We start from the raw sequence: 26,781 nt of genomic DNA on the forward strand, positions 1-26,781 counted from the left end.
TTTAATTACATAGCGATGTTACCAAATACTTATGACAAACAAGGCTTTACAAAAATTAATAGATGATTTAAATAATAAAGGTAAGAGAACAAAAAGTGTTATTTATCTTAGACCTTTAAGCCCGAATGTAGATTTCGCTAAGGTCTGGATAAATAAACCGAAAATAACTGATAATATTACATCTTCAGACGGATTCAAAAAATTTTACTTCATTAAAAATGAAACTAAAACTTATGTAGCTGTAGTCTTGGATATGTATAGTGATTTACATTGGTATGTTGTACCAGAACATAGAAAAAATGGACATTTGACCAACTCAATGAAGGATGTAGTTTTGTTTCACTTATTTATTAATAGAGATGAGCAAACAATTACTATCACAGAAAATCAAATTGGAAAATCTTTTGCTGATGCGTCGAAAAAAGTGGCACTCGAACTAGGATTTATTCAAACTGATGATAATGAATATGTGCTTGCAGGTGATGACTACGTATGTTCTGAGTCAAATTTTGTTTTGAACTCTAAAATGTCCGAAGATAGAATGGTTGAATTAAGGAACGAAATTAATTACTTAGGTCGATCACTTTGGAAAATTCAAACTGAAATTGAAATGAATCTTGGACTAAGTGATTACTGCGAAGAGCTTAAACAGACGGTTGACACATTAAGAAGTAATTCTTTGAAATTTGAATTCTTATGGAGAAACAATAACAAATAATAACTTAAACTACTGATTTTTTTAAAAAAGTAGTTTAAGATATTATTTAATTCAAGGCATCAAGATTTCCGATATATCTACTTATGATTTTTAGGTCATCATTTTCTTCAGTGTTCAAATCAGTCTTTTTAATCAATGAAATTATTTTGGAATAAAAACTATTATTAAATCCGTCAAGTGCTTTCTGATATTCGATATCAGTGTATGATATTTTGAAATCGTCAAATGAAAATGTAAAACCGATATTTGAATCAAATAACATATCTATCAGAATTTCCTCAGATAATAAAACTGACGGTTTGTCTTTTGGTACAATCTCCTTTAGTTTGAAAGTCGTTTCATATTTTTTGAATTCTTCCGATCTAATTGTTTTCTTTGAAACTTTACCTTTTTCAGAAACACGTTTATGAGCAATTGTAGTAACAAGCTCACCTATATCCTCTTGTGACAATGTTTTTGTAGTAAGTAATTCCTTTTTTTGCTTGTTAACAATTTTTGGAATATACTTTTTTGAAAATGAATCTGTGTCATAAACTCCAATGCTGTAACCGGAATTATTTGATTTGATTTTGGCTAATGGCCTGAATATTTCATTTATTTCCTCCTCTGAAAATTCTTCTTTGATTTCGGTAATTTCTTGTTCACCAAGAGGATTAATGAAAATTTCATTATGGAAATTTTTAACAATATTTGATTTTAAATTAACAATTTCCTTTTCTTCGTCATTTCTTTTCATCCAATCATTAGCAATTGAAAATCGAAAACTTCCATAACTTGAGTTTGTGATGACCGGATTAATAATTCTATCAATTTCTTTTTGAAGTTCACTTATACTGTCATCTCTAAATTTGACCAAACGCCTAACTTTAGTAAGTGCATATGCCTTTAATGATTTCAAATAATTATCTGTAAAGTCTTTAATCATTTCTAAAGTAACAGAATGACCAAATTCAAGCTTGGTAGGCTCAATAGTATAATGTGTGCTATTTTGTCTAAGAATACTTAAATAGGTATATTCTTTTGTCTGCCCAAAAGGATTAATATTTTTTAAAGAAACTAAAATCTCTAAGGCGTCATACAATTGTTCCTTAACCTCTTCATCTTTACTGTTAGTTAACCCAAAAAAAATAAACTTTTGTGCCTCCTCTATCTGTCCAGCTTTTAAATTTAAAAACGCAGCACTTCTTACCAGTATACTCCTTGTGGGTTCAAGGTCTGGTTTGTCGAAATAGAAATCTGCAACCTCACTTTCTAATTTAGCTGCCGTTTTGTATAGTTCTAATGAAGCATCAAAGTCACCTTCATCTAAAGCCTGCTTAGCCTTAAATGAGTAATCCATAGCTTCTCTATGTTGTAACTTTGGTTTCATTTATGAATTTCTTTTATGGTTGTAGGTTTGGCAAAAAGTGTGACAACGACAGATGATGATTGGTCTCTTTTTGAACCTCTATTAATTTGCTCGTGTTTCTTTTTTATGCGATTTATTAAGGTATTTGATTTGTTTTCCTCCAAAATACCGGATATTTCTACATAATGATATTCTTCGTCAAGAAAATTCAAATCATCATCATCAGGTTCAGTTTTAGAAAATCTATAGTCAACGCCATCGCCAATTTCAGTTTGTTCTACATATTTGTAATCCATTATTACTGACATTACAAACCAAGCCAATGCAACACCACCGTGATTAGCAATATCTTTATCCTCCTTCATTGTTACTTTTGAAAAATTGGAATCCCAAGTAACAATGTTTTTGCTGGATTTTCCGTCAATGGTAAATTCAAATTCAGCCTTAGAGTCTTTATGATAGCGATCAAGTCCAACAGCAGCCCAATAATTGTGAACTTTTATATGCTCTTTTGGTGGGCCTTGTAGCTTATCTAAAGTAAGATCAAGATGAAGTTCTGTCATTAAGTTATTAAAGTTATTGTTTTCACCAAATATACAAATTAATCGTTTTAGTTGTCAATTGTCATTCTAAACTACTTTTAATCTTGATTTTGTTATCAAAAAAATATAGAGTTGTTGCAACTAAGAGTTATTACATTTCCATACCTAAATCGAGTACTTCGTCAAGAATTTTCATTGTTTTAAAGGCATTTTCCCAACCTCCACAGCATTCAGGGCTTAATGCAATTGTAATGACATCTATCTTATCCATATTTTCAACTAATACATTCCCGACTTTTCTGATCAATTCATCAGAATAAATCTGATAATAGCCTTTACTGTTAGAATAAAAGAAATCTATATCCAAATTTACTATACCGCCATTTTTGGAATCTTTCAGCCAATGATGTAAGCTGTTAAGAAAGTCTTCTATCTTATACTCCCAATCTATAAATTCATTTTCCGGATATGGCTCTTTGGTTATAAAATGTGTAGTTCCAAAGAAATTCGGATATACTTCATTTAGATTTAATATATAATTATCCCAGCGGAACAACGGAGCTTTTATATTGAGTTCCTCCGGATGATTTTCATTAAGTTCAACATATTCTTCAAATGTAATTTTTTCAAGATCAACATTATCATTTAATAAATCTTCCTTGATAGATGGAATAGGGTATAATAGGTCATTATGTCTGTCAATATGATAGAAGTCGTATGATTTAGTGATATCTGTTTCCTGTAACCAGCACCACGCTGCACATAGATGATTATCCATCACATAAACCTTTCCTTTTTTGTATAAAAAATTGGCTGTTGTACTTCCTGAATCCAATAATTGCTGAGGTTTTTCTTTTATCCACATATGCTACCAAATATAGTAAATATCCAGCTGTTGTTGTATAGATAATAGTTCTCTTAAACCTGCTATAATCTAAATGTTCCGTGTTTTCGGTTTGCAAAACTATAAATACAGTTTCTGTACAAAAAAATCTTTTTGGGTTTCTAAATAAAATGCTGCGCCATTTTTTTCAGATACTCCTAAATCCGAAGGACAAAAATATTTCATAGCCTCCATTACATACTTCATTGCGGTTTTGTATTGAATCTGAATTTCTTTCGTCAGAAGCAATGAAAAACAGGGAGAAAGTAGATTATAAAACAATGCTGTTAAAATATCAACTGCTCTCAACAATTTAAATATTAACCCAAAAAATTGGCAATTATGAAAAATCCCAAAATCTCAGCTAATGATTTTTACAATCAGTTTACAGGAACTGAGCAGTACTATTCCTACATCTTTGGAATATTATTGACTGACGGAGTCAAAAATGTGGCATATGAAGAAGAGTGCTACTGGTTTCTGGACTGTATAGCATCTTATCAGACTTCTCAAAAATTTCAAAGTGAAGATTTTCAAGTATGGACGATTAAAAGAATCAAGGATGAGCAGTTTAGTCTTTCTGCATCTGACGGAAATGAAAATCAGTTAATGTCAGCCATTATTCCATTCTCTGACTTCTTTTTTGAAGAATTTACCATCTGGAAAGAGGGTAATGTACTATTACTTCCAAGCGAACACTAAATAATATGAAAACCTCACGATGTATAGGTAATCGTTTTATCAAATTCCAAACTTAAGAATACTTATAAATTTTATGGGAACTTATTCAATTATATATTTAAAAGAAGCTCAATTAGCTGAGGAAGTAAATAACTTTCTGAAAGAAAACTTTGATTTGAACTATGAAAATTTCAATGGCGTTGACTATGGTGTTTTCTTTACACAGGCAATGTTCAATGAAGAACTTAGATTTTTAAATGAAGATGAAGAAGGTAAAAAGATACTAGCCCATTATGACCGACCGCTTACTACAGAAACTTACTATTCTCTCTTATTTGGAATAGGCAACTGCTTTGGAGATATTGGAACTGCCTGTATAAAAGTCTCAAGTGTAATTGAATCAGATTTCAAGTTTATCAGAGCACTTCAGAAGTTCAAAAAGACACCTGAATTTATCAAATATGTCGATTTGAAAAAATCACAGCATCTTCAAAGATTATTATCAATAAGGATTGAATAATTTTAATTGTTTTCTAATCCTTTATATTCTGACTTTCTCGGTTTTCTTATGCGAAATTAGAAATCCATCCTCCAATCAAAAAATCTTTTTGGGTCTCTATAATTACAGCATAGCTATAATTTCAGACACTCCTGAATTCTTCGAACAAAAAGATTTCAAAGCCTTCATTACATTCTTTCATTCCGGTTTTATTGAATGACAGATTTCTTTTGGAATGCACATAAAACAATAGAAAAGTCAGAATATTAAATAAAGTATTATGAAAACATTCACAAAAAAAAGTAATTCAAAAGATTCTTCACAAGAAAAAAATGAAGATAGATTCATTTTAAAAATACTCGAAAACCTTGATAAAGTTAATCCGCAGGACTGGGAACATTATGCTGATGTGCAATTTCAAATGCCGAAAAATCTTTTTACAAAAAAGCAATATCAAGGCTTTAACACAGTAGCTCTTTATATTGATGCTTTAATCAATAATTTCCAAACCGCCGATTATGCGACATTCAACTCTATTTCGAAAGCCGGTGGCAGACTAAAAAAAGGAGCAAAAGGTACAATCATTGAATTTTTTAGCTTCATCTACAAACATAGAGAGACGGGTAAAATCTATAGCAGAGAACAAGTATTAGAAATGTCGGTGAATGAAAGAGAAAATATTAATAAGATCAGCTGTTTAAAGAATTATACCGTTTTTAATGCTGAACTGATTGAAAATATAGCCGATCTAAATATTGATACTGTCATTGAAGAGGAAAATCTAGTACTGGATTTTCAGGAACAATGTAATAGTGAAGAATTTATCAATTCAATTATTACTAACGGTAATCTAACAGTTAGGCAAACTCTTTCTAGTACAGCTTATTATACGCCTTTAACAGATATAATTTCAATTCCAGAAAAGAAATATTTTATATCTGAAGATAAATATTATTCTACATTATTTCACGAGATCATTCACTGGACTGGTCACGAAAGCAGATTAAAAAGAGAATTAAAAGGTCATTCAGATTTAACAAGTTACTCTTTTGAAGAACTTATTGCAGAAATGGGTAGTATGCTAATCTGCCTCCAATTTGGAATTACTAAGGAGTTTATCAATTCCGTAAGATATCTTAAAAGCTGGTCTGTCAAAAATACATCTAAGCGTGAGGAAAATATCAAGAAAGCATTTGCATCATCTAAAAAAGCAAAGAAATTTCTTGAACAACTTTGATAAAATAATAAGGCTGCCATAGGGCAGCCTTTTCTATTATCGTCAAGAATTATTATTAAATATTTTCCTAAAGAATCTTTTTAAAGGATTCTTCAAGACATTCCAGCCAACGACGATAATAACTAAAGTTAGAGATATTTTTCTTGCATTATTATTGTCAGTGGTATTACCTATAAACGCAAACAGAAATATGTAAAACGCTATTGCTCCGTACACCACAAATTTTATTATTCTTTTCATTATTAATTCTGATTAATAAGAATATGTAAATATAAAAATATTTTTGAAATAATAGGTAAAATATTTTAAATTGGTTTAATAGGTAAAAAATAGTATATTTGTTTAATTCTGATAACAATGAAATGGAAGAGAGTACAAATCACAATTTATTTACGGACATTGCAAGAAGGAATTTTCTAATAAAACAGTTCTTTAAAGCAAATGATGTTACCATTGATTTACTGGGAGATATCAATAATCCCTTAATGGTAACTGAAAACAATATTGTTTTAAGCTGCTATGTCAGTAATTTTAATCTTATTTTTAAAGATGATTCTTTTGAAGGAAATGAATCATTTACCATTAAACTTAAAAATGACCCGGCTATTTTGAAAGATAAATTAGCGGACTGGATTAATTATGCTTCTCACAGGAAAATATATATTTTTACCTCTGACGAAGGATTGTATTATTCCAAGTTTATAAGAATTTATAATGGAAAATTACCCCTTTTCAGCCCTTCAAAAGAGTTGGCATATTATGTTTTCCAACGACAGAAAGCTGTTGAAATGGTTCAGAAACTTAAAAAAGACAAAATAAAATTGTCTATTGTGCTTTAAATAATTTGTAAAGCCGTAAAAATATGATTTATATTTTTCGGTTTTAGTTTTACATTTGTAATAATTTGTTGTCGTTGAATCGGCAAGTTGGCTAATAAATAAGCATTCTATGTGCGCAAAAAAAGCAACCAAAAACTTATTGGTAAAAACCGATAAGTCTTTAGTGGACAATTTTAAGATTTGCAGTTTTACTTATTACAAGGATAACGACCTGTTATCCCTATTTTCCTATAGACATTATTTATGTGTCACATTACTGAATGTTCAAAAGAGTTTTCAGCAAAAATATCATAAGGTTACCGCTCCTAATGAGCAGTATCTTGTTTTTTATAAAAAGAGAGGAACTAAGATTGAAAATACAAAAGAAGAAAGAATATTGGAAAGTATCAATTTTCTACTTCCACTAAAATATTCTGATCTTTATTATGAATTGATGCACACTTATTACATCAATGAAAAATCTGATTCTTCAAGCTATTCTATTTCCGCTTTTTTTGAATTTCTTGTTTCTTTTGTCAGCAAAACTCCTTTGGAATTTTTTTCTGTTGAATTATAACATTCTATATTTCTACATCAATTTAAATATATAATTGTATAAATACGGTAGTATGTATTTATTGAATTGTTGAATTATATGTTTATATAATTCAATAATACTGTCAATATATATTTATATAATTGTTCAATTGTAGGTTTACACATTATTGCAAATGTTGATTTCAACTTTTAAAAAATGGCTTTTGAAGATGATATTGTAAAAATAATTTGTTTTTTTTGTGGTGCAAGATGTCCTTTTGGACGTCCATTTATATAAAATGAGCCTACAAAAGAGTATCTTGCCTTTTTTCAAAAGGATTATTACTAACTCGGAACTCGTTGAAATTTTAACTTAAAATACTCAATTAATCATATTTTAAATGCTCATTCAGAATGATCTCAATCATTTTCAAATTTAAAGTATATTAGATATAAAATAGTAATTACTTAAAATGGTGAATATTTACATAAAAGAACCTTGGGCGATAGATGCAAAAAAAGCATTGAATTTTTTTGTGTCGAGAATGGGAGATGAAAGATGGTTGAAAAGACGAGACAAAGTTGTATCATATTTTCGTGAGGTTGAAGCTATTCAGTATGGATTTAAAAAAGCGGAAAGTAAAGATGGCAAACTCGTCATGCCAATTGCTTTTTATGATGACTGGATTGCATGGTATATGTATCTGGTAGAAAGTATCTTTGAAAGACCTTTATCTGGTGACGCTCTACAATCCGCTCGTATATTTCCGTTTTTTTCGATGATAGGGAAGAATCTTTCAACACTTCTTGAGATTGATGGGATAGAGAAAAAGATTGAGGAATTATTGAACGAAAAAAAGAATCACCCTGATACCATTTTTTTTGAACTGGCAGTTGCAAATTTATATTGTAAAAATGGATGGAAAGTATCCTTTATACCTGAAAGCACTTATTATAAATCTCCGGACTTGCAGATTAGAAAAGATGGACAACAATATTGGGTTGAATGTAAAAGAATGCAGAAAGTTCCGGATTATTCTGAAAGCGAAAGGTCAGAATGGCAAAACAGATCTTTACGATTGACTGCCATTTTGCAAGAATATAAATTGTCGTATTCCATTGATATTATTTTTAAGGTTCCAGTTTCAGAGACAGGCGAAAATATTTTAGTTGATTGTTTTAATGAATATCTTAAAATTCATAGTGGAGATAAAAGAGCACAAATTCAAACTTCTGAAATTGAAATTTCATTTAGACCGTTGAACTTGGCTTCTATAAATAGAGAATTAAAAGAAAGAGATATTAGAAACAATTCACCGGAATTAATTGAGGTTTGCATTGGAAAATATGAAAGTGGGGGTAATTATGTGACCGTATTTAACCACGATGAACTATATAAATTGGGTAAGGATAAAAATTTTGATATTCTAAATCTTTACATTGACAAAGTAGGAAGTATAAGTATTCTTAAATGGACAAGTGTCTCCGAACATTCTATAAATATGAAAGCAAAGGACGTAAAACGACTTCTTGTAAAAGCAGTAGATCAAATACCACTTGATGGTCCAGGAATTATTCATATCGGCTATGAAAATTTGGACGGACCATATGTAGAAAGAAAAAGATTTTTGAAGTCGGAGGAAATAATACAGGGATTTGATTATAAAGAAAAAGATATCCGAGCGATACATTGTAATAGTATTCAGCTGCTTGCTTCCAGTAATAATTTTGATTGGGCTGAAACTACCTGTTTTTATAAACAAAGCCATTATCCTGTTCTAAAAAATGATTTGCTTTTGGCTGATTCAGTAAGTGGCTTTAATAGACCTCACTGGGAAGATGATATAGAAAATTTAGAAGGTAATCAATATAATTAGTGAGCTTTTAAATATTTAGTGGGAGCTTCCATTGATAATTAGAATTGATTGGATAGAGCCATTGTATTGTCCTGAGACAAAGTATCATCTGATATTTTATACCTTTGCCGCGATTCTCAAGTTTAATTTGAGTTTTCATGGTTATTAGTTTTTATCCCCATCTTCTTGGGGATTTTTTTGTTTAAAACTTTTTCTTTGTATTGTCGAAGCAATATTTATCACTAAATTATTTGATTTTTTAAATATTTAATAACGTAATTTATAGTCATGATCAAAAAAAAGAGATCGAAATTGATGCTCAAAACCTATTTTACTTAACTTCACTAAAAGTTCTAAATAACAAACATTATTTTGTTCTTGAGTACAGCGAAAAAAGAAAATTTATTGTCTTCTACGCTAAGACAAACAAATCAAAAGTTACTCTTAAGCTTTCTCCTCCAGTCAAGTATAATAATTGCATTATTTTGACGGGGAAATTTTTTTCAAAACAGCGATACACTGTTTTTGATATTTTTATTTTGGATAAAAATGTGTTTTTATTTATAGAAGAGCAATTAATTGAAATTAAAGATTCAGATCAAGTGTTGATTAAACTTTCAAAAAAACGTACTTCAATCAAATAAAAAATCCCAAGCCAATTTGGCTTGGGATTTTTTATTTGGAATCAATATTTGTTTGATGATTATATTCAAAAATATCCGCAGCTTCTTTATCCCATCGTTTCCTAGGCAGCAATACGATTGTTGTGAATAAATCTCTTTTTTTATCATAGCTGTCAATTCTTTCAAGCCGTCCTCCATAGTCCTTGTCAGCAAGCGGATTAAGAGAATAGGGTAGAATAGTATCGGTTTTATTTAGATAGAAAATACTGTAGGTCTCTCTACTTATAATTTGGAATCTTTTAAAGTGTTTTTTTCCATAAAGTACAGTGTCATTTAGATTTTTCCGTTGCTGATAGTTGGATATAGGTAAGTCAATCCACATTGCTCCGTACCTTTTATTTTTGACATTTCTACCATTTTCAAATTTTTGATCTTTAAAAATCAAAGATTTTGACTGTAAAGTATTTCCAATGCTGAAATATAATGAATCACGGATATAATATACACTGTCAATTATTTCTGGAATTTGAATATTGGGGACTAATTCTATTAAGTCCTTATCCTGGTAGTTCATTTTGGACAAAATGATCTGTTGGTGCTCTTCAAGACCTTTTGAAGCACTGTAATAAATATTCGTGACTATATCAATTCCACCTCTTTTACTTTGAATTTTTTTTCCCTTATTACAAGAAACTAGAAATAAACAAAAGAATAATAAAGCAAAAACTCTCATAGATATTAAATTTTTCGGGAATGGCTCTGCTGATTCTTTACCTCATTAGTTTCCGAATTATCCTTTTGAAAGGCCTGCTCATTAGAGTTGAATCTTTTCATCTTATTATCATACAGATTCAGCATCTTGTATTGGGGGTTGAGAATTGCTTTTCCTTCGACTATATTATTTTTCAGATCTGAAAATTTTACCGAAACAATATTGCCTTTTTCAAGTGATTTGGTGGTAATTTCTCTGTGCTTATCGTTATCAAAATGAAGTTTTGCTTTATCAATGATCTTTTCAATGTCAATTCCGTAGTTTTTATTAAAAACCTGAAGCTTGAAATTTCCTTTTTCATTCTTTTCTTCATTCAATTGTAGCTTTACAAAAGCATCCTCTTTTGCATCCAAATGTTTATTATAAATCTCCGTTTTAACAGATCTGCCTTCTAAAAGATTGATCGCTTCTTTAGCCGTAAAGTTTCCATTAGCGGAAAATGTATGGTTTAAGTTGACATCCTTCTCATTGTTCTTAAGATTTGCAAGGAAAGAGTTTAAGTAGAAGTTTTCATTTTTTTCAGATTTTTGAAATTTCAGCTCAAAATTGATTTCATTGTTTTTGAAAGATGCTTTATCTGAAGAAATATTGATGATAAATTCTTTTTTATCTGAAGCTAAATTATCAGCCAGTTCCGTATGAACTTTTTGTTCTTCGCCAAAACCTAAATACTTGATCTGATCTTTTAAATCTTGTAGATTTCTATTTTCTTCAGGATGCCCGTTTTTTAGCCTGTTAACTTTATTGTATTCTGTTTCCAGGTTTTGAAGAATTTCTGGCTTCTCGGTTTGTTCTTTGGTGAGCACTAATGAAGTACCGTTCAAATTAACGCGTAGTGTCTCATTTGGATTTAATTTCTGCCCCGCTTTTTGCAGCATATTAACCAAATTATTAGGAGTGGACATTTTTTCAAAAAACGGTTTCTCTTGATTGGGCAGTTCGATTTTTACTTCTAAATCGGCTTTTTTGGATTGAAATACATTATTTTCCATGTTGTTAATATTATGATTGTTATGTAATTTGTTATCTAAATCATTTATTTGCTTGGATCGAAAATTTAGCAATCCCGAGAGTAGCTGCAGTCTTTCGCTGTCATTTTTTATAATTATTTTGAAGTCTGCTCCTGAGGAATTAAAAGGTGAAATAGTTAGATCAATTCCGGAAAACATTTTTCTCTTGTTTTGAAGATTTTCTATAAGAGAGTTATAGCTGTCAATTTCACTTGAGATTGAACCACGGAGCCCTTCTTTTAACCAAATACTGTTGTTTGTATTTCTAAAGTATTCAGATATAATCTCAACTTCTGATTTTAATGCGTCATCGCTTTTCATTATTGCTATATATTTGGATGTGAGGTTACCAATAGAGATTTCTATCACTCATTAAATGTGATAGATCATAATTGCGAATTTTAAAGATCTTATCATTTATACCTAACAGAAACAAAATTTTACTTTTCGTCTGCTGTTCTGTATCAAGTATAATCTGAATTGATTTATACTTTATCTTTAGATAATTTTGACCTTTTAGCTGAATGGTTTCAGAGACAACTCCTTTATCTAAAAGTTCAAGATAGAGTACAGTTAATTCAAAATTTCGCAGTGAATGAAATAAATGAATCTTTGGTACGACAAGATTTTTCTGAATGTATCGTCTAAATAAAAAGGATTTTATTTCTTTTTTATTTTTTGACGCGGTAATGATAATTAGCGAATTCCTTAGATAATCACAATGTTTATTTTGTAAAAAAAGCATTGCTTCCAAAATGTATCTGAAACAGTATATATTATGGATGATCAAATCACCAAAATGATTTATAATCTGGTAAAAAGACTTTGTCTCTAGTGATGAGCCATCTCTGTAAATAATAGTCCAGCTATTCTTTCTGAATCCTAAAAAGTAGAGATTTCCATTTTCACTGATTTTTCCCTGAAATATCTTTAGCGTTTCTAAGCTTAGGAGCATGATAATTATCATTATTACCGTCCTCTGGAATGAGATGTTGACCTTGATGCTTCTTCTGCATCTCGTTTCTCTTCCTCTTTCTTTTGATTAGCATCTTGATACATATCTGGATCGTTAACCTGAAGATTAATATTGCTCTTTTCTTTTTCCTTATTAGTATTTTCATTTAAAGAGGATTGAGAAGCAGAGATTTCTTTGCTGACAATATTAAGGTCAGTTATGATATTTTTATTATCAGGATATTGCTCTGATTTCGATTTCAGGTGTGCTTTTAGTTTTTGAAGCTCGACCTGATATCTTATACTTTCTTTTTGTAGTTGATTTTCTTCCTGCATTCTAGCAAGCTTCTGAATGCCTTTTATGATCAAGAAACTAAGACCGCCATCCGTCGCAAGGGATAGTATCAGGAGTGATTTTGAACTTGCGCTCAATTTAGCCTCATTTTTTGATGCCGGACTTATCTGTATGGTGGTTTCATCATCTAACTTAAGCTCTTTACCTTTTCGTAATTGCTGAAGCTGTTTTTCTGAGATATTGTGACCGTTAACATTTTTGAGCTCGTATTTTGTTGTATCCACATCTTTTATCGTATTGTCTTTTTTATCCAATTCAAAAATCCTGGACTGGAACTGCTTATTTTTTTCTTTGAACGGGTTTATTATAAAAACATTATCAAATTTTGCGAGTTCCTTTTCATCAGCATCATCTATTTTAAGAACCGTTTTTTCAACACCGGTCTGAATAATCTGAATTTTATCTCCAACTTTAAAATCTTTAAGACTATCTTCAAGCTTGTTTCCGAAAAAGATTGTTTTTCCCCTTTCGTTTTCTATTTCAACAAATGTGGTCATTTCGTTTTCCGGGTTCTTATTAAAGTACCCTGTTCCAATATGAGTGATGTTTCCATAGTCAGCCATCACTTTGTAAAGATTTCTATTGCTTGAAGAAATTTCAAAAAGTTCGGCAGTTGAAAGGTCTTTGTGATTGACTATATCTTTATTATAAACATTGACATCAAGCTTATCGTCATTTATTTTAAAAGTGAGCCTGTTTTTATCATTTTCGGCAATGAGAATTCCTCCTTTAAGAAAATCATCAATTTCTTTTTTTGAGAGTTTCTCGGAAAAATGATCCTGCTGATTCATGATTCCGAACTTTCTAAGTTCATCTGTAAGTAAGGTGCTAGTATTTTCCATAATTGTAATCTGAAATTGCGTTGTTTGTTTTTATTAAGTCATTTAAGAAATGAACCGGATCTATATATTTTCCTCTTTCTTTCACTGAAAAATGCAGATGCGGTGCAGTGCTTTTCCCGCTATTACCACTTATAGCGATAATATCACCGGCATAGACGAAGTCGCCCAATGAAAAAAAAGTTTTTTGCAGATGCAGATATATGGTCTCAAAATCGCCGTGCTGTACTTTGATGTAATTTCCTGCACCATTACTGTAACCTGTATCACTAATGATTCCATCCAATACTGCAAATACATAATCGCTGTTAGCCCGCAGGTCAACACCGGCATGAAATTTTTCAATTTTATCGATGGGATGAAAGCGATGCCCGAAATTCGAGGTGATCTTCATTTTTTCTAAAGGCATATAAATAATCTGTAGTTCTTCAGTTGGGTATTTTTCGTATTCTAATAATGAAAGTTTTTTATTTCTGTATTTTTTTTCGGATGGATGATTCTCTGACAATGAATCGTCTTCCGACGTCGCTTGAATATCATCATCTTTTTTAATTGAATTGGCTTGTGGAGTAGTTGTTTGCTCAGTTTCATTTGCTGCATTATTCAATGAATCTTTACTCTTCTCAAAATATTTTTTATTCAACTTCCCTGCAATATGGTAAGACAAAAAGCTGGTGGTGAATTGATTTTGTAAAGAGGAGTTCAATCGAATAGTATTGAGTTTTCCTTTATAGGAAGCCGTATTAAATTGAGGTAGGAAATTTGAAAAAATTAACAAATGCATCAGTATTACTGTTTTTTTCATTTTTTTTAAATTTTATGTTGTTAGAGTTACGGATTGAAGTCCTTAATGATCAACTCTACTTCTCTGTTGATTCGTAGAAAGTTCGACATCAGGATTTTCTCTTTATCATTTTTTCCTGACTTGTCTTTAAAGTTATAATACACGGGCATTTCAATATAGTTAGCTTCCTCATCCTCGATACTTTTCATATCAAGATTGATTCTGCCGTGTATGGCCGAAGTTTTATATTCTTCAGTTTGATTATTTTCATCACCTGCGATAATACCCACCATTTCTCCCGTTTTTAATCCTGCTATTTTACCGGCAGGAATGAGGTTATCCATCTTTTCCTGAATTGAAATGGTCGTTTGATTATTATTGATTGACATAGACTGGCTTTTTTGTTTTACTTTGCCAAATACTTTTTCAAGCCAATCCAGTGTACTTTTATCTCGAGCACTGCCACTGAGAATATTTCCGATGATTGCTGTAATCGTGTCTGCAACTTCTTTTTTATAAAATTGGCGGAACTGGGGAATTTCCTGCAGTCCAAGGAGTACAGCTACTTTATTGCTTCTTGCAGTAGCAATTAAATTATCTATCTTATGTATATAAATAGTCGGCAGCTCGTCGGCAATAATTCCGCTTGGTAAATTGCCTTTGGAATTAATCTGTTTTAATAGTCTATTTAATATGGTAGAATATAATGCAGAATTAATATCCTGTGTATTGGGATCAGACGCTAAGACAATGATTGTAGGGTTTTTTCTGTCAGAAATTTTAAGTTTGACATCATCACCTGAAAATACCCAGAAACTTTCCTTCGTTGCCAATCTGGATAGAAATATCTTAAGTGTTCCGATCTGTCCTTCCAGCTGGTCGAAAGCCCTGTTATCAAAAGCCGATTTAAAAGTTGATAATAGAGAATGCAGCTCTATATTGGTGAAAAGAGTATTGAAAATTTCCTCGTAACCACGGTTCATAAATGAAAGCAGATGCGGTAAGGTCGAAAATCTGCCCTCTTCATATTTTGCAAGAAAAGCGATGCATGATGCTAGAAAATTGATGGCTGACTGGGTGAAAAACTGATCACTTCCACCTCCTGACCCACCACCTTTTTGAAGTGAAGACACCATTGCTTCCGCCATTTCCTGAGCTTCTGCTAATGTAGCGAGATATTCTTTTCTTAAAGGATTGACTCTTTTTGATCTTTCAACTTCATTAAGATTAATTACCGCAAACTCGTGCTTATAGCTCTCGTCATGTTGCCTTTTCAATTGATAATGATAGTACGCTATCTTTCCCAAATCTGGAAATTTATAATCATAAATACAGAGACAAAATCCTTTGCCAATCAATTGCCTGATCGCCGGATTAATAATTCCAAAAGATTTACCACTACCGGGCGTTCCTATTACAAGTGTACCTCTGAATGGATTGATATTAATCCATCCGTGATTCATCCGTTTGTTATAATAAAATAAGTAAGGGATGTTGATTGAAAAGTCATTCGTAATTAATTCCTTGTTTTGATCGAATGATTCTTCTTCAATGTTCCAGCGGTCTTTACCAAGCTTGATTTTCATAATCTTGCTGATGTTGTCAGCACCTAAAAGGGTTATTAAAACACCTACGAATGAAAGTAATGCGTAAACAGCCTGATAGATATTAAAATAGGGAGTAAACTGCGGGATGTCTTTTCTAAATGTATCATCTATAAATGCCAATGAACCAAACATCATCAGTAATCCAACGACTATTGGTAAAAGGATTGATTTTGTAATATTAATATCTTGATTTTTTTTTGGCTTTGTACCAATTGCAATTAGTATGATTAACAGAAGTTCAGCAAGTTTGGCATGGTACGGAGGAAATAGAAATGGCATTTTCGCAAATGATTTCAATAGCTTTGGAAGTATCGGAATCTGAGTACCTCCAAAAAAGATAATGCTGCATTCAATCAAAACCAGCATATAGACTGCTTTCTGAAAGAATCCGTAGATTTTTTGTTGTTCTTTACTTTCCTGCATTGTTTCTCAAATTGAATTATATAAAAAGCAGACAGCCAGGAGTTCCCAGCTGTCTGCTATACTTTAGATGTAAATGAATATTAAAAAGTGTCAGCCTGTAAAATATCTGAGTATTTAATCTCCAGATTAATTGTTCTGCCGCTGATTTGATTTTCGATCAGCCTGATGTTTAGAACCTTGTTATTCGGATAAGTGAATTTCTTAAAAACGAAAATATTTCTGTAAGACTTTTTAAATGTCTTTAAGTCATACAGACGGAATACAGGCTCTATCTCAATAGACTGAACATTCGTGGCTTTGTAAACCTTTTTATCATCGATAGAAAACTTAAGTTTGTCAATATCATAGATGAGATTTGTATTGTTTTTAAAACTAATATCTAGAAATACATAATCACCAAAAGCGTATACATTATTAAGCTGCGATTCGATTCCCAAATCTCTGTTTCTACGTATTTTATTTGCTTCTTTTTTTCTGATAATCTCCACCGAATATTTTCTGAGTTCGGCACTGGACATCTGGTAATCCGGATATTCAAGAGCCTGCATGTCTTCAGGTAAAATTTCAATGTTGGTCATTATAGTCGCACTGCTGTCAACTTTATAGATCAGCTTGTACTGAGCCATAAAGGATTGTCCGACAATGGTAACAATTCCTAATTCCTGATTATCATAATAATAAATCGGAGTTTCCTCTTTTATTCTAATACTGTCGGTAGCGGAATGGCTTTCCTCTTCAAACTGTTGTATTTTAATTCTTACAACATTTTCTGTAGGAAGATCGCCTATAAGGTGTTTCGTACTTAAATCAACAAACTGAATAGGCTGGGGGCTCCTGAAATGAAGATTGACATTACCTGTAATATAGATTTCGGGAAGATTATTTTTATATACTCTCGATAGTACTGTATTCTGAGCGGATGTCTCCGTAGAAACAAGCATCAGCATAAGGATAATAATGAAATTTTTCATAGATTATGGATTGGTGTTTTTCTTATAAATGTTCTTTTTCTTTTTTTCAAGTTCTTTGTTGTCAATGAGGTAAACGAAAGAATTGTATTTAATTTTTGCCTTGTTTTTCCGTATTACGTCCGATATTGTTTTTGAGGTGGATTGATATACTGAGCTAAGCGTCGTGGTAAAAAAATCAGCGCTACCACTGGAAAGATTTTGACCTTGCACAATGTTTTCTCCCATAGATCTTGTCATTTCACGGAATGCCGAACTTGGGACATACAATCCTTCCATGCCATCAACATCATAGATATTGAGACTGATAGGAAGAATCTCGTTCTGATGCATTACCGATACGATGTTAAGGTTCACCCTTTGCAGTGAAAATCCACTGATCAATGCGTAAAGGGGAGTACCTTTCGATATTTTTGCATTTCCGACGTATACATCTTCGAGTAGGCGAATCCTTATTCTGCTTCCTGCAAAGCCCTTAATGTTTTCGTCGATCACAGCTTTGATAAAGTTATTTTCACGTTGTCTGAAGATCGAATTGAATTCTGTGCTTTTCGAGGCTTTTGTTACATCCAATGTAGAATTGAGAAAAAAATCCATCTCTTTCTCATTTTTCTTCATTTTCTCAATGGCTTTGGCTTGATTTTTAAGTTCAGGGTTGTTTGCTTTTTCGATACTATCCATTAACATCATCTGCTCTCTCATCAAGGTCATCTGATCCTTTTTCCAGTCGGAATTTTCAGCACTCCGAGTATCAGCTTTTCCTGAATTGTTTACCCCGTTATTGTCACCATTGAGCATTTTTAACATTTTCATACTTCTGTCGTACTGATCATCCTCACGTTCTTTCGACTGTTTAGCATCCATCGCGTTATAGTAGGACTGTCGATTGGCCTGTCGGGAAAGATTATTCAGACGTTCTTTTTCTCTGACATAATTCATACTGTCAATATGCCTTTTCTGTCGCTCTGAAAGATCATCATCAAATTTTTCAAGACTTTCATGCTCATCACCGAAACCGTCAATCATGGTTCTTCCATCGGTTCTTTTATCAAAGAAATCAGCATAAGCGTCGGCCTTTCCTTTAATTTCAGAGCGTTCTCCAACTTTTCCGAAATCGGTGGAAATGTCTTTACTCTCAGCCAGTTTATTTTTGTCTTTTCCTGAGTTTTCCGTGAATTGAACATAAAAATACCCTATCATTAAAACGAATGGCAGGGCGATGAGGGGAAGAACATATTTAGGTTGTTTTAAATTGAGTTTTTTCATCTTGAATTATTTATATTGTATTTATCGAGGAGATATTTAATTCTCGAACTATCGGAAGAACTCAATATCTTTTTTTTCCGATAGTAATCAAGTTCTTTCAGCGCTTCTCTTATACCCAGAATTTTTTCTGTCTCTGTAAACGGCGAGTTGAATGAGGTAGCAGCATCCTTTAGGACATTTTGCTTTTTCATCGTTTCGTATTCAGGAATGGAAACTTTTTGTATGTAAATCAAGCTTCCAATTGAGAATAGGGTGGACAAAAAAATCAATCCAAACATGAGATAAAATGTTCTCTTCGGCTGACGTTCTGCAAATTGTTCCACACTTTTCCATATGGTTGATGGATTTTTACTGATGATTTTATTTTGCTGTTCCATTATCTAAATTTTTCTTTTACGGAAATGTCCGAGTTATCTAATGTTTTCCATTTTTCGATCAGAACACCATGAGGATTATTGGGAGATCGGGGAAGATCTTGCAAAAAACCTTCAGTGATCAATTTTCTGACGATAAGCTGCGTCTTTCGGTTAATGGTCTGTTTGCCATAGTAAATAAATTTTAAGTTCTGCTCATCGAGTTTAATGCTGTCTGCTTTTATAGTCATCACACTATTGGAAGAAATGATCTGGTTGTAAAATCCCTTTTCCTTCAGATTCATATACTCCTTCATACCACTGTCATCGATCAGATACAATGCTTTTCGTGTCTGAGATTTTATATAATCGTCATCTGCTGAAAGTGTGAAAAATAAAGAATGAAACATATCGACTTGAGCTTTATATTCAACAGGTCTGTTTAGGAGCAAATCGGTCTGCTTGACTAAAACAGGAACCCCGTTATCTAAAATATAGATGGATTTTCTTGCATCTTTTATCTGTTTATATGAGAAAACAAATCCTGCAATAACGACGATGACTGATAAAATTATGCAGCCAATGGAAGTTACTTTATTGATCTTGATTTTTTTTTCAATGTTTTTTACAACTGCCATAATTATCCTTTTAATAATGAAACTCCTTTAGTGGCTATTGCCATTCCTGCTTTTTTCATCTTACTCATGGCTCCTGTATTACCACCGCCCGACGGAATGATATAATTGGCCAGGGTAGGAACACATAATATTCCTACGGCTGTAATTAAAAAACAGACGATGACCAATCCAAATGACATGATCCCACTGCTAGAATAGGTAAGCAGCAAATCCATGTTCTTTATACTGCCGTCTGTATTGATAATCTGATCATATCTCTCAATTTCTGCCTCAAAGGCAAATAGCTGAAGGAGGGTTCCGATTTTTAAAATAATAAATGCCACAAATCCGTAAAGATTGACATTGATGAATCTGGAAACCCATTGAGAAAGAAAACTTGAAAACGCAGGAAAAACTGATAACCCAACCGGTATAGGACCGATAATAATTAAGATGGTCGAAAATATCAGCTGGATAAAAAATATCCCATAGACACATATTCGAAGTATCCATAACCCAATCAATTCCAGCGCGCTCGATATGGCTAATTGTAAACCAACCTGTAATCTGAGATAAAGTTCATAGACAGGACTCATAAGACTTGTTAATCCATCTCCAACCATATCCAGTCCTTCTTCTATTAAAGATTGGTCTCCGGCTTCCTGTTGTTGGATTTCAGCTTGTGCTTTAGCTTGCTCTTCAACAATTCTGTCTACAACCTGCTGCTGTTTTTTAAAACGTACCCATCTTAAAGAATTCAATTCCTGCTGACTCTCAACAAAGCTGCTCTCTGAGACGTCCTGAAGCTTGATTAGAGGAGTACGGAGAATACCGACAAATGATACCCAATTCACAATAACCAGTCCAATGGCGAAGGGTTTTAGCATCGGTACTATTTCCCATTCACGATCTCCGCCTATCATCTGCCATCCTATATTCCCCAGATAGAGTAGTGCGCCTAAACCCGCTACAGCCTGTCCAAATAATATAAATTGTCCATATTCTGCGGTCATAAAGCTGTCGTAAAGCGGTAGGAACTTTTCAGTAAACCAGCCTTCCAATACGCCCTCACCCTGCAGAAAATCCATTGCTTTCTGGTAATATTCATCACTGTGTGTATCCTGTGAGAATGCAAAGCACGGAATGAATAAAAGCATTATTTTCATAATGCTTTTTAAAATCTTTTTTCGTTTCATAATTTTTTTAACTATAAATGCCCCGTCATTACATCCATGAATATCTCTGCATCTCTCCGTTCTTTTGTAATCTTTCCGGGATTTTTTGTTTTGTAACTTTCAAGTTTAACTTCGGCTCTAAACCTGTTCTCTCCCTGCTGGTTTAAGTACGCTAGGTATTTTTTCATTTTTCGCCATTCGATAAGGCAGTCATGGTAGGCAAGAATCCTTTTGCCTCTCGGCATATCTGCACTTTTAGCAAATTTGTATTTGTCCTGAATGACGTTGATCTTTCGCCTGCATTCTCCGATGATGCCGTAATTATTGAATCGTTCCCAGGCTTTCGAAGAAGTAAATCCCCACTGAGATAATGCCGAAGATCCGGTGTCAAAATTATCCAGACTGTTCAGTACATCTTTATAATAAAGCAGATAAAGAGGATCAGCCCCTGAGGTCGCACTGGAATAATGATAGAATTCTTTCAGGTTTTCTTCATATGTTGTCTTTGCTTCTTCCTGAATATCGCTTGTTTTGTCCTGCTGTACCAAGGTTGTTGCATATCTTTGGTTTTGCAATCCCGCCAGTCCTAAAGGTCTGATGTCATTTCCGCCTTTGTAATCACGGTTTCGACTTGGAGCCAGCCAGCCCCATACCATGGCATAGGCATAATTAGTCTGTATGCCCAAAAAGTATTTTGGTTCAGGCTGCCAGTCTCCCCATTGATAAAAGACCTGCCTTTTCTCCTGACCTACAATGTGTTTGTCCTTAACTCTTTTTATGGTCTGTCCCTTTACGAAAGATAAAAGGGGAAGAAATGATAGTATTAATAGTATGTTTTTCATAGATTATAATTTTACCAACCGTTTAAATTCTGGTTATAATTATTAATAATATTTTGGATTAAACCTTTGTCCCGTATATACCAGCTGTTGAAAACACCAATATGACGGAAGTATGGTTTTTTTTCAGCATTCCTCAGGTAATTGATAATGTGAACTGTCCAGCCATTCATAATTTTTATCTCATGCTGTATTTTTGAAAGAATTTTCTGCCGATCGTAGCTGTCCATAAGAAAATCATTTTCTTCATTGAGAACCGATTCGCTTATATTTTCATATGAGTTCATCGCATGCAGATAAAGCTTAGAATAATAATTCATAATCAATACGGCATACTGAGGTTTTTGAGCTGAAAGCTCCAGCATTTTCTCCATGTTTCCAATAAGTTTGGTAAAATCATAGTATATGGCTTCAAGCTGTTTTCCCTGCTTCAGTGCTGAATTGACATTACGAAGCTGATTATATATGTGATTTTTTATGACCACAACCTGCACAGCCTTTTCCTTGATATCATCGTAAGCTTTTCTTTGTTTCTCGTAAGAATTTTGGTAAAGCTTTTCAGAAGCTACTCTTGCAGCCTGGTTGGCCGTTACCTGAGCCTGCAGTTCTAAATTATAATAGAGCTGATAATAGGTTTGTGACTTTGCATTATTCAGTAAAAGCAGAAAAAATACAATTAGAAATGTTTTCATTTTAATAAAGATTTGCATTGTTAATGATATCCTGAATGATTTTCTTGTCCCTGTTCACCCAATTTTGAAGCAGGTTATTACGCAGTTTTATTTTTCTCTTGACATTGATGATTTTCTGAAGGGTAGAGTAGGACTGCTGCCGAAGAGTCTTGATTTCACTTTGAGCAAAATCCAGAAGAATTTTACGTTCGGCCTTTTCCATTTCGTTTATCGTCCCATACGATAAAACTATACCTGCCATCAGCCTGATATACAACTGCAGACTATTTATAAACTCATACTGACCATTGAGTGCGACAGGAATCCAGATTGGGGCATCAGATAATTCAGTATAAATTTTCGACTGTATCTCATAAATCTTATCAATTTCTCTGACGATGTTCACCGATGTCGGAATAGCCTGAACTGCAAACGAAAGGTTGTTAAGCCTTCCACGAATTTTTTCAGTCACATCCCTGTATTTGCTCCATTGTTCCTTATTGGCTGATTCCAGACTTAAATTGGTCAGCTGCTTATTTCTCATTTCTTTCTGCTTCTCATTTTCATCCATTGTTTTTTGAATTTCAGAGTTAATAAGGTAGTAGCAGATATAATTCCCTCCAGTAAGCTGACCTTTAAGTATATTTGAAAAAATCAGAATCAGGAAACAGACTTTAGTTTTTGATAAAGTTTTCATAGTCCCAATGTTCCTGCGTTGTTCAATATTTGCTGAAAAATATGCCTGTCAGTATTGACATACGTCTGAAATGGATTGATAGATTTCCAGAATCCTTTTCTTTTGGCTCTCCTTATCGTCATCTTTACGTTGATCAAATAGACATTCAGCAGACGGGTGTTATTTTCAATATTGTACAGAAGCCTTTTCCGATCTCCTGAAGTTGCAAGATTCAGCTCACCACTTGTCAGCAGATCAGCAACATCAGTATAAATGTCGGTCGCTTTGTTAGTTACCAGCTGTATTGATTTTGTCGCAAATATGCTGTACTCCGGTGCATCCTGCACTTCGTTATATATCCCATCAACATTCGTGATTATTTTGCTAAGGTTGTTGTAAATATTCTGAACTTGAATGCCGTTTTTCAAAGTACCATTTACCTCTTTTAATCCTTTGTACAATTTATTCTGCAGATCGTTGGCCAGAACCATCTGAGTTGAGACAACCGCCTGCGCCTGCTGCAGTTTATTCATCTCGTCGACTGTTTTCTCCTGCTCGCTTTTAATTTGATTGGCATATAAAATCATAGCAGGAGCTGTCAGTACATCTATATAGGGAGTTTGTGTTTTATAAAAACTCATGATAAAGACCATGAGTATGATGCTATATTTTTTCATAAGTCTGATTTTTGCTTTTAATAAATTCCTTTAGCGTTATATCTTGATCTATAAGTAGCCGTTTGATACTTTTGAAGAAATCTTTACTAGGGTTTTGCTTTTTGAATGAATGATAGTATTCGATTAACCCGTTGTCAATAGGTTTTTGGTAAATATTTACCAATGATACCAAGTTTGGTAGACCGTCTTTCAGATGATCAATATCTAGAACAAACTGCTCCAATGCATCCTGATAGTTTCGATATTCATTAACATAGTATTCGAGTGCAGATTTTTCAGGTTTTTCAGTAGTATAAGTCAAATATTGCTGTAGTGAAACTTCATTACCATATACTTCACCTTTGCTGCCCCGTTTAAGATAAAATTCTTTGAACCGGCTTCTACCGCTTTTATTATTTAGATTATTAATGGTGAAAATCTTACTCTGCTCAACCTCATTAAGTGAGAGCAATTTTGCAATCTTATCAAAATTATCGATGAATTTTGTCTGATCGAGAAGTATGAAGGTATCCGAATTATTAATAATACTGTCTTTTACGACAGCATTCCCGATAATATCATCCAGCTCCTGTGTAACAACAACGGCTTCACCCCAGAATTTTCTGACTGTTTTATACAGGTATAAAATATAACTTCCCATTAGTTTACTCGCAATTGCCTTCCAGGCTTCTTCAATAATGAGTGCTTTTCGCCTATCTTTTCTCAGACGCATTTTCTGGATAAACGTATCCATAATAATGAGGGTTACAATAGGAAACAGCTTAGGATTATCTTTAACATTATCAATCTCAAAGACGATAAAGGGCTCATAAAATAATGAGTTGTCTGCATCTTCATTTAAAGTCGTTCCATACCTACCTCCTTTGTAAAAATCAGCCAATACATAAAGGAATGTTCTCAGGTTGAATTCAGCTTCAGAAATTTTGAACTTTTTATTGGAAAGATAAATAGGAAGAAATTTTTCAGAATACTCATAAAAAGTGTTGAAAGAAAGTTCTTCCACGTCTAGCATTTCTTCAAGCTCTACCAGTTTTTTGATGAGTGATTTTCTGAAGGCATTTTCCCACTCCGCACTGTTGATTTTGGGTCTTTCAATTATTTTAGTATTTGAAAGGATCAGTTGGCTTTCATCGTAAGTCTTTCTTTTTTCGGTATTGACCAATGTTTCGTAAGCCTCGTGTATTTTGTCGAATATGGAATCATCAAAATCAGCTTTATCAAGATTTTTATCAGGATGATACTGTACCGCCAATTTTCGAAACGCCTTTTTAATGTCCGAGCTTTCAGCATCCATTGGTATTCCTAAAATTTGATAGTAATTTTCATTTTCACTGTATTGGCTCTCAAATTCATTATAAAGATCATCTTCGTAGATGTTGTATTTACTTAGGTATAGAATCAGCTCACGCGAGGTCTTTTGCTGATACCAATTGGTACCACCTTTGAAAAACTGATGGTAATACGCTAAGAGCAGATTATCAATAATGGATTTTTGTGTGGTGGTCATCGATGAATCTGCACCCTGCCATATCAGAAAAATAAGATTTCCTAGAAACTCAATTTTCTCAATATTAAATTCCGATTGGCTGACTACAAAGGGGTTCATTGTGATTGGCTTCTCTTCGGTGTACTGAATATACTTCCCATTCTTATATTTTGCCGTCCCGCTGTAACTGTCTCCGGTGTCCACAATTACAACATCATAATTGTAGGCTAAATATTGTTCAATGATATTATTCATCAAAAAAGATTTTCCGCTTCCTGACGGTCCAAGAACAAATTTGTTTCGATTATTGATTCTGCCGATCTGCATTGGCAGATCAGCGGTGTCGACCTTTAACGGAACTCCCTGTCTGTCCGTAAATCTCAGGTAAAAACTGGATGGTTCATCTACGGGGTAGCTCTCTTTAAAAAAAAAAGCACAGCGAGGCTTCACTCGTTGTGGTAAACAAATCGTATTCTTTTAGTTCATTGGCATTCCCCGGTAGTGATGCTCGAAACAACTCCAATTGATTGAAAGAATTTTTACTGGAAATTACTCCTTTTTGAAAGAGCTGGTTCTCAATCATCGACTGGATTTTTTCCAAATCCTCAATAGTTGGGCAGCTGGTGACAAGACTGTAATGTGCGTCAACAATAAGCTGACCGTCCTTAGCAATATTATCCAGCAAAATACCTATTTCTTCGGCGCAGATCCTATTCAAAGGTTCATTCTGAAATCCTTCGTGACGATTTTTTTTATTGGCTAAAAATTTAACTCTTTCCGTCTGATCAGGAATGACAATAATTTGGTTGTAAATAATGGTATTGTACAGTTCCAGGTCATTAATAAAAGAAAAATTGTCAACTGCGGTATCTTTGATAGCTCCGTTTCCACCCAACGTTGTGTAAGGGTAAATTTCATTGGGCAGTTCAATATTTTCAACATCTACTAAAGAAATGGTCTTCACATAGGAATTACCAATCTGGAGATTACTGTCAAGTGACCTTATATTGTCAAAAGCTTTTGTTGATCTGCCAAAGTTCATGGAAAGAATAGAGGAGATGTAATACTCAAAATTCTTTTCAAAGAAAAAATGGGGCTCAAAATCATTTTCCTTCAGAAGCATAAAGATTTTTTCTGCTTTGTCTCGCAATTCCTTATACTTTTTATCTGAATATTTGTACTGGTTTTTCTTTTTGCTTTGATCGATCCTGTGGGTAAATACCAGAATGCTATCGATTGTTTTGTAAATTCTTCCCGCAAAATGTTCTGAATATTTTTGCTGTAAATATTCTTCATGTGCTTCCGCCTGGTAGATCTTTTTATCGAAAATGTCCAGCTTCTGAACGATATATCCTTCTCCAATAATACTGATAATATTAAGTAGTATTGAATGATACTTCAGATACAAGGCACGGTCTGCCGAATACTGTGTGACAATATTTTTAATTTGGATGGCAATGATCGGGTTTCCAAATTCACCGATAAGAACATCATAATTAACATTAAATTCTGAACCGTAGTCGTAGCCAATAAATGGCAGACTAAAGCTTTTCTTTTTCATTGTGTG

24 protein-coding genes and 1 pseudogene are annotated in these 26,781 nt (G+C 33.1%); 7 read left to right on the top strand and 18 right to left on the bottom strand.

Going from position 1 to position 26,781, the window contains the following annotated elements; translation table 11 throughout:
* Positions 1-31: 31 nt before the first annotated feature.
* Positions 32-718, top strand: a complete 687-nt coding sequence (locus tag AC52CF_RS04840; protein WP_002977283.1) for a hypothetical protein — start codon at positions 32-34, stop codon at positions 716-718.
* A gap of 46 nt (positions 719-764) precedes the next feature.
* On the opposite strand, the gene AC52CF_RS04845 is transcribed toward AC52CF_RS04840, so the two are convergent.
* The 3 genes from AC52CF_RS04845 to AC52CF_RS04855 form a co-directional block, all read right to left on the bottom strand.
* On the bottom strand, positions 765-2,087 hold the full coding sequence (locus AC52CF_RS04845) for a hypothetical protein (RefSeq protein ID WP_002977285.1): 1,323 nt from the start codon (positions 2,085-2,087) through the stop codon (positions 765-767).
* Complete coding sequence (locus AC52CF_RS04850; protein WP_002977286.1) at positions 2,084-2,629, bottom strand: hypothetical protein; 546 nt, start codon at positions 2,627-2,629, stop codon at positions 2,084-2,086. Before AC52CF_RS04850 ends, AC52CF_RS04845 begins: the two co-directional genes overlap by 4 nt.
* A 130-nt stretch (positions 2,630-2,759) precedes the next feature.
* On the bottom strand, positions 2,760-3,473 hold the full coding sequence (locus AC52CF_RS04855) for a hypothetical protein (protein ID WP_002977288.1): 714 nt from the start codon (positions 3,471-3,473) through the stop codon (positions 2,760-2,762).
* Between the two features lie 360 nt (positions 3,474-3,833).
* On the opposite strand from AC52CF_RS04855, the gene AC52CF_RS04860 reads away from it, so the two are divergent.
* The 6 genes from AC52CF_RS04860 to AC52CF_RS04885 all read left to right on the top strand — a co-directional run bounded on the left by AC52CF_RS04860 (position 3,834) and on the right by AC52CF_RS04885 (position 9,140).
* The gene (locus tag AC52CF_RS04860) at positions 3,834-4,193 is read left to right on the top strand and encodes a DUF6876 family protein (protein ID WP_002977293.1); all 360 of its coding nucleotides are present in this window, start codon (positions 3,834-3,836) and stop codon (positions 4,191-4,193) included.
* 73 nt (positions 4,194-4,266) lie between these two features.
* On the top strand, positions 4,267-4,692 hold the full coding sequence (locus tag AC52CF_RS04865; RefSeq protein ID WP_002977295.1) for a hypothetical protein: 426 nt from the start codon (positions 4,267-4,269) through the stop codon (positions 4,690-4,692).
* Between the two features lie 259 nt (positions 4,693-4,951).
* A complete protein-coding gene (locus AC52CF_RS04870) occupies positions 4,952-5,908 on the top strand; it encodes a zincin-like metallopeptidase domain-containing protein (RefSeq protein WP_002977297.1) in 957 nt (318 codons plus the stop codon).
* Between the two features lie 362 nt (positions 5,909-6,270).
* Positions 6,271-6,747, top strand: a complete 477-nt coding sequence (locus AC52CF_RS04875) for a hypothetical protein (RefSeq protein WP_002977301.1) — start codon at positions 6,271-6,273, stop codon at positions 6,745-6,747.
* A gap of 109 nt (positions 6,748-6,856) precedes the next feature.
* The gene (locus AC52CF_RS04880; protein ID WP_002977302.1) at positions 6,857-7,303 is read left to right on the top strand and encodes a hypothetical protein; all 447 of its coding nucleotides are present in this window, start codon (positions 6,857-6,859) and stop codon (positions 7,301-7,303) included.
* A gap of 433 nt (positions 7,304-7,736) precedes the next feature.
* A complete protein-coding gene (locus AC52CF_RS04885; protein ID WP_002977303.1) occupies positions 7,737-9,140 on the top strand; it encodes a hypothetical protein in 1,404 nt (467 codons plus the stop codon).
* A gap of 654 nt (positions 9,141-9,794) precedes the next feature.
* On the opposite strand, the gene AC52CF_RS04890 is transcribed toward AC52CF_RS04885, so the two are convergent.
* The 15 genes and pseudogenes from AC52CF_RS04890 to AC52CF_RS04960 form a co-directional block, all read right to left on the bottom strand.
* Positions 9,795-10,475, bottom strand: a complete 681-nt coding sequence (locus AC52CF_RS04890; protein ID WP_002977304.1) for a hypothetical protein — start codon at positions 10,473-10,475, stop codon at positions 9,795-9,797.
* Positions 10,476-10,480: 5 nt separating this feature from the next.
* Complete coding sequence (locus AC52CF_RS04895) at positions 10,481-11,506, bottom strand: hypothetical protein (protein WP_185205013.1); 1,026 nt, start codon at positions 11,504-11,506, stop codon at positions 10,481-10,483.
* Positions 11,507-12,493: 987 nt separating this feature from the next.
* Positions 12,494-13,675: a hypothetical protein gene (locus AC52CF_RS04900; RefSeq protein ID WP_002977307.1), complete on the bottom strand. Its 1,182-nt coding sequence runs from the start codon at positions 13,673-13,675 to the stop codon at positions 12,494-12,496.
* Complete coding sequence (locus AC52CF_RS04905; RefSeq protein WP_002977308.1) at positions 13,662-14,477, bottom strand: M23 family metallopeptidase; 816 nt, start codon at positions 14,475-14,477, stop codon at positions 13,662-13,664. The genes AC52CF_RS04900 and AC52CF_RS04905 overlap by 14 nt, the downstream gene beginning before the upstream one ends.
* A 26-nt stretch (positions 14,478-14,503) precedes the next feature.
* Positions 14,504-16,486: a type IV secretion system DNA-binding domain-containing protein gene (locus AC52CF_RS04910; RefSeq protein ID WP_002977309.1), complete on the bottom strand. Its 1,983-nt coding sequence runs from the start codon at positions 16,484-16,486 to the stop codon at positions 14,504-14,506.
* Positions 16,487-16,566: 80 nt separating this feature from the next.
* Positions 16,567-17,457, bottom strand: a complete 891-nt coding sequence (gene traN, locus AC52CF_RS04915; RefSeq protein ID WP_002977310.1) for a conjugative transposon protein TraN — start codon at positions 17,455-17,457, stop codon at positions 16,567-16,569.
* A gap of 3 nt (positions 17,458-17,460) precedes the next feature.
* Entirely contained in the window at positions 17,461-18,720 is a 1,260-nt protein-coding gene (gene traM, locus AC52CF_RS04920) for a conjugative transposon protein TraM (protein ID WP_002977311.1), read from the bottom strand.
* Positions 18,717-19,097 (bottom strand): hypothetical protein, encoded by a 381-nt coding sequence (locus AC52CF_RS04925; protein WP_002977312.1) that lies wholly within the window; start codon positions 19,095-19,097, stop codon positions 18,717-18,719. The genes traM and AC52CF_RS04925 overlap by 4 nt, the downstream gene beginning before the upstream one ends.
* On the bottom strand, positions 19,097-19,711 hold the full coding sequence (traK, locus tag AC52CF_RS04930) for a conjugative transposon protein TraK (protein ID WP_002977313.1): 615 nt from the start codon (positions 19,709-19,711) through the stop codon (positions 19,097-19,099). The genes AC52CF_RS04925 and traK overlap by 1 nt, the downstream gene beginning before the upstream one ends.
* 2 nt (positions 19,712-19,713) lie before the next feature.
* Positions 19,714-20,886, bottom strand: a complete 1,173-nt coding sequence (locus AC52CF_RS04935; RefSeq protein ID WP_002977314.1) for a TraJ family protein — start codon at positions 20,884-20,886, stop codon at positions 19,714-19,716.
* Between the two features lie 11 nt (positions 20,887-20,897).
* The gene (locus AC52CF_RS04940) at positions 20,898-21,707 is read right to left on the bottom strand and encodes a hypothetical protein (RefSeq protein WP_002977315.1); all 810 of its coding nucleotides are present in this window, start codon (positions 21,705-21,707) and stop codon (positions 20,898-20,900) included.
* Positions 21,708-21,718: 11 nt separating this feature from the next.
* A complete protein-coding gene (locus AC52CF_RS04945) occupies positions 21,719-22,396 on the bottom strand; it encodes a hypothetical protein (protein WP_050791097.1) in 678 nt (225 codons plus the stop codon).
* A 1-nt stretch (position 22,397) separates the two neighbouring features.
* Positions 22,398-23,072 (bottom strand): hypothetical protein, encoded by a 675-nt coding sequence (locus tag AC52CF_RS04950; RefSeq protein WP_002977317.1) that lies wholly within the window; start codon positions 23,070-23,072, stop codon positions 22,398-22,400.
* Positions 23,069-23,728, bottom strand: a complete 660-nt coding sequence (locus AC52CF_RS04955; protein WP_027383743.1) for a hypothetical protein — start codon at positions 23,726-23,728, stop codon at positions 23,069-23,071. The genes AC52CF_RS04950 and AC52CF_RS04955 overlap by 4 nt, the downstream gene beginning before the upstream one ends.
* Positions 23,715-26,775: pseudogene (locus AC52CF_RS04960) on the bottom strand (TraG family conjugative transposon ATPase). The gene AC52CF_RS04955 and the pseudogene AC52CF_RS04960 overlap by 14 nt, the downstream one beginning before the upstream one ends.
* Positions 26,776-26,781 lie beyond the last annotated feature (6 nt).

The sequence above is a fragment of the Chryseobacterium sp. 2P genome (assembly GCF_059579425.1).

Coding starts and splice junctions, on each gene's coding strand:
- AC52CF_RS04875 (WP_002977301.1), top strand. CDS start 6,271: ATGGAAGAGAGTACAAATCACAATTTATTTACGGACATTGCAAGAAGG.
- AC52CF_RS04865 (WP_002977295.1), top strand. CDS start 4,267: ATGGGAACTTATTCAATTATATATTTAAAAGAAGCTCAATTAGCTGAG.
- AC52CF_RS04935 (WP_002977314.1), bottom strand. CDS start 20,886: ATGAAACGAAAAAAGATTTTAAAAAGCATTATGAAAATAATGCTTTTA.
- AC52CF_RS04945 (WP_050791097.1), bottom strand. CDS start 22,396: ATGAAAACATTTCTAATTGTATTTTTTCTGCTTTTACTGAATAATGCA.
- AC52CF_RS04885 (WP_002977303.1), top strand. CDS start 7,737: ATGGTGAATATTTACATAAAAGAACCTTGGGCGATAGATGCAAAAAAA.
- AC52CF_RS04855 (WP_002977288.1), bottom strand. CDS start 3,473: ATGTGGATAAAAGAAAAACCTCAGCAATTATTGGATTCAGGAAGTACA.
- traN (WP_002977310.1), bottom strand. CDS start 17,457: ATGAAAAATTTCATTATTATCCTTATGCTGATGCTTGTTTCTACGGAG.
- AC52CF_RS04900 (WP_002977307.1), bottom strand. CDS start 13,675: ATGGAAAATACTAGCACCTTACTTACAGATGAACTTAGAAAGTTCGGA.
- AC52CF_RS04905 (WP_002977308.1), bottom strand. CDS start 14,477: ATGAAAAAAACAGTAATACTGATGCATTTGTTAATTTTTTCAAATTTC.
- AC52CF_RS04845 (WP_002977285.1), bottom strand. CDS start 2,087: ATGAAACCAAAGTTACAACATAGAGAAGCTATGGATTACTCATTTAAG.
- AC52CF_RS04940 (WP_002977315.1), bottom strand. CDS start 21,707: ATGAAAAACATACTATTAATACTATCATTTCTTCCCCTTTTATCTTTC.
- AC52CF_RS04880 (WP_002977302.1), top strand. CDS start 6,857: ATGTGCGCAAAAAAAGCAACCAAAAACTTATTGGTAAAAACCGATAAG.
- AC52CF_RS04870 (WP_002977297.1), top strand. CDS start 4,952: ATGAAAACATTCACAAAAAAAAGTAATTCAAAAGATTCTTCACAAGAA.
- AC52CF_RS04895 (WP_185205013.1), bottom strand. CDS start 11,506: ATGGAAAATAATGTATTTCAATCCAAAAAAGCCGATTTAGAAGTAAAA.
- AC52CF_RS04850 (WP_002977286.1), bottom strand. CDS start 2,629: ATGACAGAACTTCATCTTGATCTTACTTTAGATAAGCTACAAGGCCCA.
- AC52CF_RS04950 (WP_002977317.1), bottom strand. CDS start 23,072: ATGAAAACTTTATCAAAAACTAAAGTCTGTTTCCTGATTCTGATTTTT.
- AC52CF_RS04925 (WP_002977312.1), bottom strand. CDS start 19,097: ATGGAACAGCAAAATAAAATCATCAGTAAAAATCCATCAACCATATGG.
- AC52CF_RS04910 (WP_002977309.1), bottom strand. CDS start 16,486: ATGCAGGAAAGTAAAGAACAACAAAAAATCTACGGATTCTTTCAGAAA.
- AC52CF_RS04955 (WP_027383743.1), bottom strand. CDS start 23,728: ATGAAAAAATATAGCATCATACTCATGGTCTTTATCATGAGTTTTTAT.
- AC52CF_RS04890 (WP_002977304.1), bottom strand. CDS start 10,475: ATGAGAGTTTTTGCTTTATTATTCTTTTGTTTATTTCTAGTTTCTTGT.
- traK (WP_002977313.1), bottom strand. CDS start 19,711: ATGGCAGTTGTAAAAAACATTGAAAAAAAAATCAAGATCAATAAAGTA.
- AC52CF_RS04840 (WP_002977283.1), top strand. CDS start 32: ATGACAAACAAGGCTTTACAAAAATTAATAGATGATTTAAATAATAAA.
- traM (WP_002977311.1), bottom strand. CDS start 18,720: ATGAAAAAACTCAATTTAAAACAACCTAAATATGTTCTTCCCCTCATC.
- AC52CF_RS04860 (WP_002977293.1), top strand. CDS start 3,834: ATGAAAAATCCCAAAATCTCAGCTAATGATTTTTACAATCAGTTTACA.